Annotated in this window: 15 protein-coding genes; 10 read left to right on the top strand and 5 right to left on the bottom strand. The window is 72.4% G+C overall.

Annotated features, from left to right (window positions below; genetic code table 11):
* Positions 1–229: 229 nt before the first annotated feature.
* Positions 230–1,360: a uroporphyrinogen-III synthase gene (locus ACGFIO_RS25155; RefSeq protein ID WP_392829141.1), complete on the bottom strand. Its 1,131-nt coding sequence runs from the start codon at positions 1,358–1,360 to the stop codon at positions 230–232.
* Between the two features lie 604 nt (positions 1,361–1,964).
* Between ACGFIO_RS25155 and rplM the strand changes: the two genes are divergently transcribed.
* The 3 genes from rplM to glmM all read left to right on the top strand — a co-directional run bounded on the left by rplM (position 1,965) and on the right by glmM (position 4,393).
* Complete coding sequence (gene rplM, locus ACGFIO_RS25150; RefSeq protein ID WP_392829139.1) at positions 1,965–2,408, top strand: 50S ribosomal protein L13; 444 nt, start codon at positions 1,965–1,967, stop codon at positions 2,406–2,408.
* Positions 2,409–2,428: 20 nt separating this feature from the next.
* The gene (gene rpsI, locus ACGFIO_RS25145; protein WP_392829137.1) at positions 2,429–2,935 is read left to right on the top strand and encodes a 30S ribosomal protein S9; all 507 of its coding nucleotides are present in this window, start codon (positions 2,429–2,431) and stop codon (positions 2,933–2,935) included.
* Between the two features lie 108 nt (positions 2,936–3,043).
* Positions 3,044–4,393 (top strand): phosphoglucosamine mutase, encoded by a 1,350-nt coding sequence (glmM, locus tag ACGFIO_RS25140; protein WP_392829135.1) that lies wholly within the window; start codon positions 3,044–3,046, stop codon positions 4,391–4,393.
* On the opposite strand, the gene ACGFIO_RS25135 is transcribed toward glmM, so the two are convergent.
* Positions 4,380–5,534 carry a pyridoxal phosphate-dependent aminotransferase gene (locus ACGFIO_RS25135; RefSeq protein ID WP_392829545.1) on the bottom strand — a complete coding sequence of 385 codons (1,155 nt, stop codon included), beginning with the start codon at positions 5,532–5,534 and terminating at the stop codon, positions 4,380–4,382. The two genes, glmM and ACGFIO_RS25135, sit on opposite strands and share 14 nt — an antisense overlap.
* 43 nt (positions 5,535–5,577) lie before the next feature.
* Positions 5,578–6,225: an MmpS family transport accessory protein gene (locus tag ACGFIO_RS25130; protein ID WP_392829133.1), complete on the bottom strand. Its 648-nt coding sequence runs from the start codon at positions 6,223–6,225 to the stop codon at positions 5,578–5,580.
* Between the two features lie 157 nt (positions 6,226–6,382).
* On the opposite strand from ACGFIO_RS25130, the gene glmS reads away from it, so the two are divergent.
* Positions 6,383–8,266 (top strand): glutamine--fructose-6-phosphate transaminase (isomerizing), encoded by a 1,884-nt coding sequence (gene glmS / locus ACGFIO_RS25125; RefSeq protein ID WP_392829131.1) that lies wholly within the window; start codon positions 6,383–6,385, stop codon positions 8,264–8,266.
* Between the two features lie 39 nt (positions 8,267–8,305).
* Here glmS and ACGFIO_RS25120 read toward each other — a convergent pair whose 3' ends face one another.
* The gene (locus tag ACGFIO_RS25120; RefSeq protein WP_392829130.1) at positions 8,306–9,139 is read right to left on the bottom strand and encodes a hypothetical protein; all 834 of its coding nucleotides are present in this window, start codon (positions 9,137–9,139) and stop codon (positions 8,306–8,308) included.
* The gene (locus ACGFIO_RS25115; protein ID WP_392829129.1) at positions 9,136–9,417 is read right to left on the bottom strand and encodes a hypothetical protein; all 282 of its coding nucleotides are present in this window, start codon (positions 9,415–9,417) and stop codon (positions 9,136–9,138) included. The genes ACGFIO_RS25120 and ACGFIO_RS25115 overlap by 4 nt, the downstream gene beginning before the upstream one ends.
* Before the next feature lie 103 nt (positions 9,418–9,520).
* Between ACGFIO_RS25115 and ACGFIO_RS25110 the strand changes: the two genes are divergently transcribed.
* From ACGFIO_RS25110 to ung, 6 genes are read left to right on the top strand one after another with little or no spacing between them, the layout of a single operon-like run.
* Positions 9,521–9,889, top strand: a complete 369-nt coding sequence (locus ACGFIO_RS25110) for a holo-ACP synthase (protein ID WP_392829128.1) — start codon at positions 9,521–9,523, stop codon at positions 9,887–9,889.
* 14 nt (positions 9,890–9,903) lie between these two features.
* Positions 9,904–11,370: an NAD(P)H-hydrate dehydratase gene (locus tag ACGFIO_RS25105; protein WP_392829127.1), complete on the top strand. Its 1,467-nt coding sequence runs from the start codon at positions 9,904–9,906 to the stop codon at positions 11,368–11,370.
* A gap of 10 nt (positions 11,371–11,380) precedes the next feature.
* A complete protein-coding gene (alr, locus tag ACGFIO_RS25100; protein WP_392829126.1) occupies positions 11,381–12,490 on the top strand; it encodes an alanine racemase in 1,110 nt (369 codons plus the stop codon).
* Positions 12,487–13,566, top strand: coding sequence for an alpha/beta fold hydrolase (locus ACGFIO_RS25095; protein ID WP_392829125.1), 1,080 nt, complete (start codon positions 12,487–12,489; stop codon positions 13,564–13,566). The genes alr and ACGFIO_RS25095 overlap by 4 nt, the downstream gene beginning before the upstream one ends.
* Entirely contained in the window at positions 13,566–14,039 is a 474-nt protein-coding gene (gene tsaE / locus ACGFIO_RS25090; RefSeq protein ID WP_392829543.1) for a tRNA (adenosine(37)-N6)-threonylcarbamoyltransferase complex ATPase subunit type 1 TsaE, read from the top strand. Before ACGFIO_RS25095 ends, tsaE begins: the two co-directional genes overlap by 1 nt.
* The gene (ung, locus tag ACGFIO_RS25085) at positions 14,036–14,704 is read left to right on the top strand and encodes a uracil-DNA glycosylase (RefSeq protein WP_392829124.1); all 669 of its coding nucleotides are present in this window, start codon (positions 14,036–14,038) and stop codon (positions 14,702–14,704) included. The genes tsaE and ung overlap by 4 nt, the downstream gene beginning before the upstream one ends.

Here is a 14,704-nt window from a genome sequence, read left to right as displayed (position 1 = left end):
GGCCGTCGCTCCCGCCGGAGACCGGTCGCTGCGCTCCCTGCCACGTGCGCAATTGGTTGCGCTCCGTCCGCTACGCGGACAAACCCCCACACTCCCTCCCCCGCCACCGTCGAGCCCAGTGGTAGCTGAGCGTGCTGTCCGGGCCGACGATGCCGCCCGCTCCTACCGCCGTTCGGCTTGGGGGGAGGGATCGGCGGTTGCTGCGTTTGGGGACGGTGGTGGGGAGGGGCTAGGGGTTGGACAGGCGGTAGCCGCGCTTGACGACGGTCTGGACGATGCCGGGGGTGCGGAGGCCGGCGCGGAGGCGGGCTACGGCCATTTCGACGGCGTGTTCGTCGGCGCCTCGGGGGAGCATGTGCAGCAGGGCCGCCCGGGAGAGGACCCGGCCGGGGGTGGCCGCCAGGGCGCGCAGGACCGCCATCGGGGCGGGGGCCAGCGGGCGGAGTTCGCCGTCGACGATGGCCGCGTGGCCGCGCAACGTCACGGCGTGGCCGGCCACCTGGAAGGTGCGGGCGCGGCGGGGCAGTTCGTCGACGATGGTGCGGACCAGGGCGCTGAGGCGGGCCCGCGCGGGCGCTACGACCGGGATGCCGTGGGTGCGCAGCGGCGCGGCGGTGACCGGGCCCACGCACGCGGCCAGGACGTCGGTGCGGAACGCCTCCACGATGCTGTCGGCGGACGGGCCGGCCGCGCGCAGCAGGGCGCTCACGGCGGGGGCCGAGGTGAAGGTGACCGCGTCGACCAGGCGGGCCGCCACCAGGTCGACCAGTCGGTGCAGGGGCGCGGGGTCGGTCGGCGGCGCCCAGCGGTAGACCGGCACCTCGATGACCCGGGCGCCGGCCGCGCGCAGGGTCTCGGTGTATTCGGGCTGGGACTCGCCGTGCAGCTGGATGGCGATGGTCAGGTTGGGCAGGCCGCGGCCGCCGAGGTGATCGAGGACCTCCTCGAAGCTCTCGCCCTCGGGGGCCCACTGGTCGTGCAGGCCGGCCGTGCGGACGGCGGCGCGAGCCTTCGGGCCGCGGGCCACCAGGTAGGCCCGGGACAGCACCGCGCGCAGTGGGTCGGCCAGGTTCCAGCCTTCGGCCGCCTCCAGCCAGCCGCGCATGCCGATGCCGGTGTTGACCAGGACCACGTCGGGTGGGGTGGCCAGGCAGGCGCGGGTGGCGGCGCGCAGCTCGGCGTCGTCGGCGATCGGGACGATGCGCAGCGCGGGGGCCAGGACGACCCGGGCGCCGCGGTTCTCCAGCAGACCGGCCAGTTCGTCCCGGCGGCGGTCGGCGGTCACCCCGACGGTATAGCCGGACAGGGCCGACGTGGGCTCAGCCAGCGACGATGCGGTGATGACCCGGCGTTGCGTCATCCCGCTCGCAATTCGAGAAGCCGCGGCGTGGCCGAACGGTCCACCGAAGGGCACGCTCGGAGATCGCCGTCCTCGGCGTCGACCCGCTCCCATGTCACGCCTGCGCTCTCCGCCGTACCTCCGACCGGCGCACGCCGCGGCTCCTCTAGACCGAGCCTGAGCCCGGCCGGCACCGTCAGGTCCGTCCTCAACCCTGACGGTGGTTTGGGGGTGATGCCGCTGCTCGTGGCGCCTGCGGGCATTGGGCCGCGCCGCCTCGTCGAGCAATCCGCATCACTTGCCATGCCGAGAGCGTGCCGCCGGTCAATTTCGGCCCCGCGTCCCACTTGTTTCGAGCGTGCAAAGACGCATCGGGCACCGGTAGAGCGCCCGCCCGACCCGCTGGCTGAGGGCAACAGAGCTGCGGCTATGCTATAGACGTCTGCAGCCGCCGCGGTCGAGGGCATCGTCACACGCGCCCGTTTTGACCTCGGCGCGCACCGACGGGTATTGTTGCCTGCTGTTGTGCGACAGCTGCGGGCGTACCTGCGGGTACGCTTGATGGTCGAGCTTGCGCCAGACCAGCGCGCGCTTCCCAGAACCGACGACGAGACAAGGTATTTCTGTGCGTACGTACAGCCCGAAGCCGGGTGAGATCGAGCGTCAGTGGCACATCATCGACGCGTCGGACGTCGTCCTGGGCCGCCTGGCAACCCACACCGCGACCCTCTTGCGCGGTAAGCACAAGCCGACCTTCGCGCCGCACGTCGACACCGGCGACTTCGTGGTGATCATCAACGCGGGCAAGGTGGCTCTGACCGGCAACAAGCGGCAGACCAAGGTTGCCTACCGGCACTCCGGCTACCCGGGCGGCCTCAAGCAGATCGGCTACGAGGAGCTGCTGACCAAGCGCCCCGAGAAGGCGATCGAGCTGGCTGTGAAGGGCATGCTCCCGCACAACAAGCTGGCCCGGCAGATCATCAAGAAGCTGAAGGTCTACCCGGGTGCCGAGCACCCGCACGCGGCCCAGCAGCCCAAGCCGTTCGAAATCACCCAGATCGCGCAGTGAGCGCGGGAGAAGGCAGCAGCATGACCGACGTTACTGAGCCCGAGGTCGTCGAGACCGTCGAGGCCGTCGAGGAGCCCGCTGAGACGGTCGTCGTGGTCGAGACGCCCGCGCCGGCCCCGGTCCGCGCCCCGCGTCCCGGTGACCGTCCCGTTCAGACCGTCGGCCGCCGCAAGGAGGCCATCGTCCGGGTGCGTCTCGTGCCCGGCAGCGGCAAGATCACCTGCAACGGCCGCGACCTCGAGGCCTACTTCCCCAGTAAGGTGCACCAGCAGCTGATCCGCGAGCCGCTGGTGACCACCGAGAAGGCCGAGGCCTTCGACGTCATCGCCAACCTGCGTGGCGGCGGCATCACCGGCCAGGCCGGCGCGCTGCGTCTCGGCATCGCCCGGGCCCTGATCGCCAGCGAGCCCGACGACCGGCCCGCCCTGAAGAAGGCCGGCTTCCTCACCCGTGACGCGCGGGTCAAGGAGAGCAAGAAGTACGGCCTCAAGAAGGCCCGTAAGGCTCCGCAGTACTCGAAGCGCTGACCTTGCGCCTCGGCTGACCGGAACGGCCGGGTGCGGCCCCTTTATTGGGGACGCGCCCGGCCGTTTCGTGTTTCTCTGACCCCAAACACTGAAGCAAAGGAAGCCGCCATGGGGCGTCTCTTCGGCACCGACGGCGTACGCGGACTCGCGAACGGCGACCTCACCCCGGAACTCGCCCTCTCGGTCGCCATCGCGGCCGGGACGGTCCTGGTCGAGGCGGACGCCAGCCACCAGCCGCTGGCGATCGTCGGGCGCGACCCGCGGGCCAGCGGCGAGATGCTGGAGGCGGCGGTCGTGGCCGGGCTGACCAGCGTCGGCGCGAACGTGGTCCGGGTCGGTGTGCTGCCCACGCCGGCGGTGGCGTACCTGGTCGGACAGGCCAACGCCGACCTCGGGGTGATGCTCTCGGCGTCGCACAACCCGATGCCGGACAACGGCATCAAACTCTTCGCCGCCGGTGGGCAGAAACTGCCGGACGATCTGGAGGCGCGGATCGAGGCGGCCATCGCCGACGGGCACGGGCTGGTCGGCCGTCCCACCGGTGCCGGCATCGGGCGGGTGCATGACCTGCTGGACGGGGCCGAGCACTACGTGAAGCACCTGGTGTCGTCGACGCCGCACCGGCTCGAGGGCATCAAGGTCGTGGTCGACTGTGCGAACGGCGCGGCCAGCGAGGTGGGCCCGGACGCCTACCGCGAGGCGGGCGCCGAGGTGATCGAGATCCACGCCGAGCCGGACGGCCTGAACATCAACGACAACTGCGGGTCGACGCACCTGGAGGCGGTCCGCGAGGCGGTCCTGGAGCACGGCGCCGACCTGGGCATCGCCCACGACGGTGACGCCGACCGCTGCCTGGCCGTTACCGCCGCCGGTGAGGTCGTCGACGGCGACCAGATCATGGCGATCCTGGCGCTGGCCATGCGCGACGCGGGCACGCTGACCGACGACACCCTGGTCGCGACCGTGATGAGCAACCTCGGCCTGCGCCTGGCGATGAAGCGGGAGAAGATCAAGCTGATCGAGGCCAAGGTCGGCGACCGGTACGTGCTGGAGGAGCTGCAGGCCGGTTCGCTGGCCCTGGGCGGCGAGCAGAGCGGGCACATCGTGATGCCGGCCTTCGCCACCACCGGCGACGGTGTCCTGACCGGACTGCACGTGATGGCCCAGATCGCCGCCTCCGGCAAGTCGCTGGCCGACCTGGCCGCCGTGCTCCACAAGCTGCCGCAGGTGCTGATCAACGTGAGGGTCGCCGACCGCGCGGCGGGCGCCGCGGCGCCGACCGTGCAGGCCGCCGTGGCGTTGGCCGAGGAGGAGCTGGGCGAGACCGGCCGGGTGCTGCTGCGCCCGTCGGGCACCGAGCCGCTGGTCCGGGTGATGGTCGAGGCGGCCACCGAGGAGCAGGCCCAGGCGGTCGCCGCGCGGATCGCCGACGAGGTGCGTTCCGCTAGCCCTGCTTGATCTTTCTGAGGCGCTGGGCGGCGTCGTCGATCACTTCCTCGCGTTTGCAGAACGCGAAGCGGATCAGATGCCGTCCGGCCTCCCGGTGGTCGTAGAAGACCTGGGTCGGCACGGCCACCACCCCGCACCGGGCGGGCAGTGAGCGGCAGAAGTCGGCGCCGTCCTGACCGCCCAGCGGCGTGATGTCCGCGGTCACGAAGTAGGTGCCTTCGGACGGCAGCACCGCGAAGCCGGCGTCGGTCAGCCCGGCGACCAGGCGGTCACGCCGGGACTGGAGGCTGTCCCGGAACCCGGTGAAGTAGGCGTCCGGTAGCCCGAGGGCCACGGCCACGGCGGGTTGCAGCGGGGCGGCGTTGACGAAGGTCAGGAACTGTTTGACCCGTTGCGCGGCGGACACCAGGGCGACCGGCCCGGTGGCCCAGCCGATCTTCCAGCCGGTGCAGGAGAACGTCTTGCCGGCCGACGAGATGCGCAGCGTGCGTTCCCGCATGCCGGGCAGGGTGGCGATCGGCACGTGCGGGCCGGACGCGTCGGTGAAGACCAGGTGCTCGTACACCTCGTCGGTGACCGCGTACACGTCGTGCTCCTGGCACAGGGTCGCGATCAGGGTCAGCTCGTCGCGGGTGAAGACCTTGCCGGTCGGGTTGTGCGGCGAGTTGAGCAGCACCAGACGGGTCCGTGGCCCGAACGCCGCCCGCAGCTCGCCCTCGTCGAACGCATACCGCCCGTCCGGACCGGGCCGCAGCGTGACCGGCCGGCGTACCGCCCCGGCGAGCGTGATCGACGCCGCGTACGAGTCGTAGTACGGCTCGAAGCACACCACCTCGTCGCCGGGCTCGCACAGCCCGAGGATGCTCGCCGCGACCGCCTCGGTGGCGCCGGCCGTGACCACCACCTCGGTGTCCGGGTCGAGCTCGATTCCCCAGAACCGCCGGTCGTGCGCGGCGATCGCGTGTCGCAGGGCCGGTATGCCGGCCAGTGGCGGGTATTGGTTGGCGCCGCCGCGCAGCGCCTCGGCCGCCGCCGCCAGCATCTCGGGTGGCCCGTCGGTGTCCGGGAAGCCCTGCCCGAGGTTGATCGAGCCGGTGCTGACCGCGAGCGCGGACATCTCGGTGAAGATCGTGGTCCCGAACGGCCGCATGCGCGCGACCAGTTGATCCGCCGTCACGACAGGAAGCCTAGTTCTACCGGCCGAAGAGTGCCTTGGTGCAGGTGACCGAGGCGAAGGCGCCGGTCTCGGACTTCTTGACGACCTCCTTGCCGTCGACCAGGGCCCGGCAGCTGATGTCGCCCTCGTCGTTGGCGCCCCGGACCGCGGTCACCGACACGACGGTGGCGCTGTCGGTCGTGGTGGTGAACTTCCACGGCAGCTTGGCCTTCTTGATCGTCTTGGGGCCTTCGCCGATCTTGGCGAGGTAGACGATGTCGATCGGCCCGTCGCCGCGGACCTCGTAGGTCACCTTGACCTGCTTGCCGGATTCGGGCCAGCCCGGCAGGTCGGGCAGGGTCGGCACCTCGGTCGGCAGGTCGGGGATGTTCACCGGGTTGGACGGCAGAGTGGGCAGGGTGGGCTTGGTGATCGGCTCGACGATCTCCTTGGCCTTGTTCGTCGCCTGCCGGTAGATCAGCACGCCGGCCGTGGCCACGCCGCCACAGAGCAACAGGCTGACCGCGAGGATGACCACGACGATGGGCAGGTTGCTCTTGCGCGGGGGAGGCGGCGGCGGGCCGTAGCCCGGCTGGAAATCCGATGGGGGCGGCTCGTAAGGCGGTGGCGCCCCGGAACCCGGCTGTGCCCACGGCGAGGTGTCGTCCGGTGGTTGGTAGCTCACGTCGTCTCCCGGGAAGCACAGGGGGTGACCCGCACGGTACACCGCGCCGCAAAGCCTTCCAGGAGACTGACCGAACGGCTATTTCAATCACATCCGATGCGCGAAAGCCTGCGTCTTGCGCATGACGCGTGAGCGAAAGTCGGATACGCTGCCCCACATGTGTGGGATCGTGGGTTACGTCGGCAGTCGTCCGGCGCTCAGTATCGTGCTCGACGGTCTGCGTCGGCTGGAATACCGCGGATACGACTCGGCCGGCGTGGCCGTCATCGACGGCGGAACCGTACGCACCGAGAAACGGGCCGGCAAGCTGGCCAACCTGGAGAAGGCGCTGGCCGAGCGCAACGGCGACGGTATCGCATCGGGTGCGACGGCGATCGGGCACACCCGGTGGGCCACCCACGGCGGGCCGACCGACCGCAACGCGCACCCGCACCTCTCCGCCGACGGCCGGGTGGCGGTGATCCACAACGGCATCATCGAGAACTTCTCCCGGCTGCGGGCCGAGCTCGAGGCCAGCGGCGTCGAGTTCCGCAGCGACACCGACACCGAGTGCGCGGCGCACCTGCTCGCGGCCGAGATGCGGATGCTGCGCGAGAGCGGCTCGGCCGACGGCCCCGAGCTGCTGGCCGAGGGCATGCGCCGCACCGTCCGCCGGCTCGAGGGCGCCTTCACCCTGCTCGCCGTCGACGTCGAGGTGCCCGGCGCGGTGGTCGCCGCCCGGCGCAACTCGCCGCTCGTCGTGGGCCGTGGCGACGGCGAGAACTTCCTGGCCAGCGACGTCTCGGCCTTCATCGAGCACACCCGTGAGGCGATCGAGCTGGGTCAGGACCAGGTCGTCCTGATCACCCCGGCCGGCATCGAGATCACCGACTTCCTGGGCACGCCCGCCGACGGCAAGGAGTTCCACATCGACTGGGACGCCTCGGCCGCCGAGAAGGGTGGCTACGACTACTTCATGCTCAAGGAGATCGCCGAGCAGCCGCAGGCCATCGCCGACACGCTGCTGGGCCGGCTCTCCGACCGCGGCGACATCGTGCTCGACGAGGTCCGGCTCACCGACCAGGACCTGCGCGACGTCGACAAGGTCTTCATCATCGCCTGCGGTACCTCGTACCACGCCGGCATGGTCGCGAAATATGCCATCGAGCACTGGGTCCGCATCCCGTGCGAGGTCGAGCTGGCCAGCGAGTTCCGCTACCGCGACCCGGTGCTCGACCGGTCCACGCTGGTGATCGCGATCAGCCAGTCCGGCGAGACGATGGACACCCTCATGGCGCTGCGCCACGCCAAGGAGCAGAAGGCCCGGGTGCTGGCCATCTGCAACACCAACGGCTCGACCATCCCGCGCGAGTCGGACGCGGTGCTCTACACCCACGGCGGCCCGGAGGTCGCTGTCGCCTCGACCAAGGCGTTCCTCACCCAGCTGGCCGCCTGTTACCTGATCGGCCTGCACCTGGCCCAGATCCGTGGCGTGATGTACGCCGACGAGGTCGCCGCCGTCGTCGACCGCCTCCAGCAGATCCCCGAGCAGCTGCGCGACCTGCTGGCCGGCATGGAGGACGTGCGCGCCCTGGGCCGTGACCTGAAGACCGCCTCGACGGTGCTCTTCATCGGCCGGCACGTCGGCTTCCCGGTGGCCCTGGAGGGCGCCCTGAAGCTCAAGGAACTGGCCTACATGCACGCCGAGGGCTTCGCCGCCGGTGAGCTCAAGCACGGCCCGATCTCGCTGATCGACGAGGGCACCCCGGTCGTCTGCGTGGTTCCCTCGCCGGCCGGCCGCGGCGTGATGCGCGACAAGGTGGTGTCGAACATCCAGGAGGTGCGCGCCCGCGGCGCCCGCACCATCGTGATCGCCGAGGAGGGCGACGACGAGGTCGGTGCCTTCGCCGACCACCTGTTCCTGGTCCCGCGTACGCCCACCCTGCTCGCACCCCTGCTGACCGCGGTGCCGCTGCAGATCCTGGCCTGCGAGATCGCCTCGGCCCGGGGTAACGACGTGGACCAGCCGCGCAACCTGGCCAAGTCAGTGACCGTCGAGTAGGACCGCCGCCAGCCCGTCCAGCGCCGGACGCCCCGGATCTCAGTATCCGGAGTGCCCGGCGTCGGGCTGGCTGGGCACCACCCGGGCCCCGAACCCGGCGTCGGCCGGATTGTGCCCGTGCCACAGATCGTCTTCGGGCAGCCCGAGCAGGTAGCCGCGCGGGCCGGTGCCGGCCTCGAGCCGTGCCGTCAGGTCGGGTCGCCGGTCGCCGAGCAGCAGGCGGTTGGCGAGATCGCGGGCGGCGGCCGGCACACCGTCGCGGCCGCCGACCAGCGCCGGCTCGGTGGCGATGAGCCAGAAGCGCTGCGCCGGGGTGAGCCGGGCCCACCACCCGGCGACCTCGGCCGGTGCCGGTGGTGGCGGCGTGACGGGCGGCGGCGTGGCGCCCAGGTCGCCCATCAGCGAATCGGTCAGCTCGGCCAGCCGCGCGGTGGCGGCGCCGTCGGCCTCGGCGGCTATTCGCAGTGCGTCCTGGATCGAGGACATCGCCGCACCGAAGGCGGGCGCCGCCGGTGGGGTGACCCGGCCGTCGTCGTCCACCCGCAGGCCGGCCCGGGTGGCGATGGCCACCCCGCGGCCGAGCAGCGCCCGGGCCCGCTCCAGCGCGGCGGCCCACTCGCTCAGCGCCTGGTCGGCCGACCAGCAGTGCAGGCGGATCAGCACGGCCACCCGGCGCAGCCGCTGCAGGTGGGCGAGCGCGGCCGTGGCGGCCGGACCGGTCCAGGTGGCCGCGAGCCGGCCGATCTGGGTGCCGAGGTCGGTGGCCCAGTGCCCGGCTGTCGCCGCGTGCCGTCGCCAGGCGGCGGCCAGCTCGCGCCAGCGGGCCGGATCGGTGGCCCGCAGCCGGGCGTACGTGATGGTCAGAGCCGTCATCGCACGGCCCGCAACCGGCCCGCGACCTGCTCGTCGGCCTGCTCGTAGTCGTGTGCGGTGGTGGTCAGCCGGTCGGCCGCGCGGTCGAGGTCGCCGGCCAGCAGCCGGCCCCGCACCCGGGCCGCCTCGGACATGGCGGCCGCCGCTTCGGAGGTGTCCCACCGCGGGACCAGGACCGAACCGGGGACGGCCGCGGCCGCCACCGCGTCGGCGAGCGCGTGCACGGGTGGCGCGCAGCCTCGCAGGGCCTCGGTGTCGACCTCGAGATCGGACCGCATCGGTCACCTCCGGCAGGAGCGGGAATGGAGTGACCGGAACGTTAGGCCGGGCCGGCGGCGGATGCCGGGGCCCTGTGGATAACCATTGATTAGGGTTATCCGCGTGATCGTGGCTGTCGGCATCGACGTCGTCCTGGTGGACCGCTTCGCCGGTGCGCTGGAGCGGACGCCCCTGCTCGCGAACCGGCTCTTCACCGAGGGCGAGCGGCTCACCTCGTCCGGCAACCCGCGCTCTCCGGAGTCGCTGGCGGCCCGGTTCGCGGCCAAGGAGGCGGTGGCCAAGGCGCTCGGTGCACCGGCCGGACTGCGCTGGCACGACTGTGAGATCGTGGCGGACCCGGACGGGCGGCCCTGGCTCACGGTCGCCGGTACGGTGGCCGCGGCGGCCGCCGAGCGGGGCGTCAACCGCTGGCATCTGTCGCTGTCGCACGACGGGGGCATCGCGTCGGCGATGGTCGTCGCCGAATCCTAAAGGGGGAACGAGACATGCGGCTGGCCTGGCGCGTGGCCGACGTCCGCGCGGCCGAGAAAGCGCTGATGGCGACCCTGCCCGACGGCACGTTGATGCGGCGTGCGGCGGCCGGGCTGGCCCGGCGGTGCGGGCTGCTGCTGGCCGAGAGCGGCGGCGTCTACGGCGCCCGGGTGCTGCTGCTGGTCGGCAGCGGTGACAACGGCGGCGACACGCTGTACGCGGGGGCCCGGCTGGCCGAGCGCGGCGCCCAGGTGCGGGCCATCCTGCTCAGCCCCGACCGGGTCCACCTGGCCGGTCTGGCCGCGCTCCGCAACGCCGGTGGCTTCACCGTGCGTGACCTGCCCACCCGGGCCGACCTGGTGCTGGACGGCATCGTCGGGATCGGGGCCAGCGGCGGTCTGCGGCCCGAGGCGGCGGCGATCGTGGGTGCGCTGGGCGGGCTGCGCTCGCGTGCCGGTGGGCGGCCGCCGGTGGTCGCGGTGGACGTGCCCAGCGGTGTGGCGGTGGACACCGGTGACGTTCCCGGCGACGCGGTGACCGCCGACGTGACGGTGACCTTCGGCTGCCTCAAACCGGCCCACGTGGTGGGTGCGGCGGCGCCACGGTGCGGCCAGGTCGATCTGGTCGACATCGGGCTGCGCCCGCTGCTGAGGGGCGATCCGGCGGTACGCGTACCCGACGCCGACGACATCGCCGCGTGGTGGCCGCGGCTGGGCCCGCAGTCCGACAAGTACACCCGCGGCGTGGTCGGCGTGGCCACCGGCTCGGCCACGTACCCGGGTGCTGCCGTCCTGTCCACCGCGGGCGCCTGCGCCGGCCCGACCGGCATGGTCCGCTACGCCGGCAGCGCCCACGCCGAGGTCGTCCGCGCGCATCCCTCGGTGGTGGCGGCGCCCCGGGTCGGCGACGCGGGCCGGGTGCAGGCCTGGGTCTGCGGTTCGGGCCTGGGCACCGACGACGGCGCCCGCACCGAGCTGCGCAGCGTGCTGGCCACCTCGCTGCCGGTGCTGCTCGACGCCGACGCGCTGACCCTGCTGGTGGACGGCAAGCACGCCGACGACCTGCGCCGGGACGCGCCACTGGTGATCACCCCGCACGACGGTGAGTTCAAGCGGCTGGCCGGCGAGGCGCCCGGCGCCGACCGGATGTCGGCGGCGTGCCGGATGGCCGCGTGGATCAACGGTGTGGTCCTTCTCAAGGGCGACCGCACGATCGTGGCCACTCCGGCCGGCGAGGTCTGGGTCAATCCGACCGGTACGTCCGCCCTGGCCACGGCGGGCAGCGGCGACGTGCTCGCCGGTCTGCTGGGCTCGCTGCTGGCGGCCGGCCTGGCCCCGGAACGGGCGGCGGTCGCGGCGGCGTACCTGCACGGCCTGGCCGGCCGCCGGGCCGAGGCGCACGGACCGGTCACCGCACCCGATGTGGCGGCGGCGCTGCCCGGGGCGATCGGCGACACGGTGGGTCCGGCCACCGCTCAGTAGGCTGGCAATCATGTGGCAGGCCGAGGTCCGGGTCGATCTGGACGCGATCCGGGACAACGTGGCGTCGCTGCGCGCCCACACCACGGCCGAGGTGATGGCTGCGGTGAAGGCCGACGGCTACGGCCACGGCATGGTTCCGGCGGCCCGGGCGGCGCTGGCCGGCGGCGCGACCTGGCTCGGCGTGGCCACCCTGGACGAGGCTCTGGCCCTGCGCCGGGCCGGCGTCACCGCGCCGGTGCTGGCCTGGCTGCACGCCCCGGGGCTGCCGCTGCACGAGGGGGTGGCGGCCGGGGTCGACCTGAGCGCGTCGAGCCTGGAGCAGCTGGCCGAGCTGGTCGCCGCCGCCCGTCGGGGCGAGCGGGCTGCTCGCGTACACCTCAAACTCGACACCGGCCTGGGCCGCGGCGGCGCCCTGGCCAGCGACTGGCCCGCGCTGGTCGAGGCGGCCGCGAAAGCGCAGGCGGCGGGCGATGTCGAGGTGGTGGGCACGTGGAGCCACTTCGCGTGTGCGGACACGCCCGGGCACGAGTCGATCGACCGGCAGCTGGCGGCGTTCGAGGAGGGTCTGGCGGTGGCCGCGCAGACCGGTGTGTCGCCGCGTTACCGGCACATGGCCAACTCGGCCGCCCTGCTGACCCGGCCCGACGCGCACTACGACCTGGTCCGGCCGGGTATCGCGATCTACGGGCTGTCGCCGATCGAGGGGGAGACCTACGGCTTGCGGCCGGCGATGACCGCCCGGGCGCGGATAGCGATGGTCAAGCGGGTGCCGGCCGGGCAGGGTGTCTCGTACGGCCTGACCTACGTCACCGAGCGTGAGACGACGCTGGCCCTGATCCCCCTCGGCTACGGCGACGGTGTGCCCCGCCACGCCAGCAGCGCGGGTGTGATCGAGGTCAACGGCAAGGTGCACCGGATCGCCGGCCGGGTCTGCATGGATCAGTTCGTGGTCGACTGCGGCGACGACCCGGTGGCGACCGGTGACGTGGCCACGCTCTTCGGCTCGGGCCCGACCACGGCCGACGACTGGGCCGCGGCCGCCGGGACGATCAACTACGAGATCGTGACCAGGTTCGGCGCCAGCCGGGTACCGCGCCATTACGACGGGGAGCCCTCATGAGCCGGAGCCGGCCGACGATCACCAGGAAACGCGTCGGCATCGTCGGCGCGGCCGTCGGTGTCGCCGCGGCCGGCCTGGCCACGGCCTTCGCGGTCGAGCGGGCCCTGGTCCGCCGCTCGGTGAACGCGCCCGGCGACCCGCACCGCGAGGAGGAGTTCGGCGACCCGCCGTTCGACGAGGAGCTCACGGTCACCGCGGCCGACGGCACCGAGTTGCACGTCGAGATCGTCGAGCCGGTCGGCGGGCCGAACGAGCGCCCGACGATCGTCTTCGTGCACGGCTTCGCCCTGGACATGGGCACGTTCTATTTCCAGCGCAAGGCGCTGACCGAGCGCGGCGACGACCGGATGGTCTTCTACGACCAGCCGGGGCACGGCCGCTCGAGCAAGCTCAAGTCGGGTGACTATGACATCGCGGCGCTGGGCCAGTCGCTGGCCGCGGTCCTCGACAAGACCGTGCCCGAGGGCCACATCATCCTGGTCGGGCACTCGATGGGCGGCATGACGATCATGGCGTTCGCCGAGCAGTACCCGGAATGGTTCGGCCGGCGGGTCACCGGCGTGGTGCTGATCTCGACCTCGGCCGGCCTGATCGACAAGACCAAGATCGGCATCCCGACGCTTGTCGCGCGGGCCAGCGCGCCCTGGTTCCCGGTGTGGAACGCGGCCGCGCGGCTGGGCGGCCCGGCGATCAACAAGGCCCGGGTGGCCACCTCCGATCTGGCCTGGCTGCTGACCCGGCGGTACGGCTTCGGCGAGGACAAGCCGAGCGCGTCGCTCGTCACCTTCGTCGAGCACATGAACTCGAAGACGTCGGTCGAGACGCTGACCAAATATCTGCATACGCTCTACACGCACAACCGGTTCCCGGCGCTGTCCGCCCTGCGCGGCGTCCCGGTGCTGGTCATCGTCGGCACCAAGGATTATCTGACGCCGGTCACCCACTCCGAGGAGATCCTCCGGCACCTGCCCGAGGCCACCCTGGTCAAGATCGACAACAGCGGGCACGTGGTCATGCTGGAGAAGGCGGACGAGGTGAACGCGGCCATCTTGCCGTTCTTGGAGAAGATCACGTGATCGCTGACAGTCCCTGGCCGGCAGAGACTCAGCTCTCCACTGTGGAGGACACCCACGCCTTTGGTCGCCGGCTGGCCGCGGTGCTGCGCCCTGGCGACCTGGTGCTGCTGACCGGGCCGCTGGGCGCCGGCAAGACCGCGATGGCGCAGGGGATCGGGGCCGGGCTGGGCGTGCGGGGGCCGATCACGTCGCCGACGTTCGTGATCGCGCGGGTGCATCGCGGGCCGGTGCCGATGGTGCACGCCGACGCGTACCGGCTGGGTGACCGCCCCGACCCGCGGGCCGAGATCGACGACCTCGACCTGGACGCCTCGGCCGACGACGCGGTGACGGTGGTCGAGTGGGGCGAGGGGCTGGCCGAGCACCTCAACGACGAATACCTGCAGGTCCGCATCGAGCGCCGTGACGACGACACGCGGGTGGTGCACCTGGTTCCGCACGGTGGCGACTGGGAGGCAAGGATCAAGCGATGAACCTTCTGGAGATGCTTCCGGCCGAGTGGCGGGAGGCGCTGGCCCCGCACCTGTCCGACGAGCGCACCGCGGCACTGGGCGAGTTCGTGGCGCGGGAGTACGCCGAGCACACGGTCTACCCGCCGATCGAGGACCTGTTCGCGGCCTATCGCCTGTGCCCGCCCGCGCAGACCTCGGTGCTGATCCTGGGCCAGGACCCCTACCACGGGCCGGGGCAGGCACACGGCCTGAGCTTCAGCGTTCGTGACGGTGTGCGCATCCCGCCGTCGTTGCGCAACGTGTTCAAAGAGATGGCGGCCGACGTCGGAGTGACGCCCCCGGCCACCGGCGACCTGACCGGCTGGGCCCGGCAGGGCGTGCTGCTGCTCAACGCGGTGCTCACCGTCCGGGCGACCAAGGCCGGCTCGCACGCGAACAAGGGCTGGGAGGCGTTCACCGACGCGACGATCAAGGCGTTGAACGCGCGGGCCGAGCGGGTGGTCTTTCTGCTCTGGGGCGGGTACGCGCGGAAGAAGGCCGACCTGATCACGAACCCGGCGCACACCGTGCTGGAGGCCGGGCACCCGAGCCCGCTCAACCGGGCCGGGTTCCTGGGCGCGCGCCCGTTCAGTGCGGCCAACAAGGCGCTGGCCGACGCCGGGCGCCCGGCCATCACCTGGGGTTAG

This window comes from Actinoplanes sp. NPDC049265, from assembly GCF_043197135.1.
Classification (GTDB): domain Bacteria; phylum Actinomycetota; class Actinomycetes; order Mycobacteriales; family Micromonosporaceae; genus Actinoplanes.
Note: the sequence above shows the minus strand (reverse complement) of the source record. Positions and strands in the feature narration are given on the sequence as shown.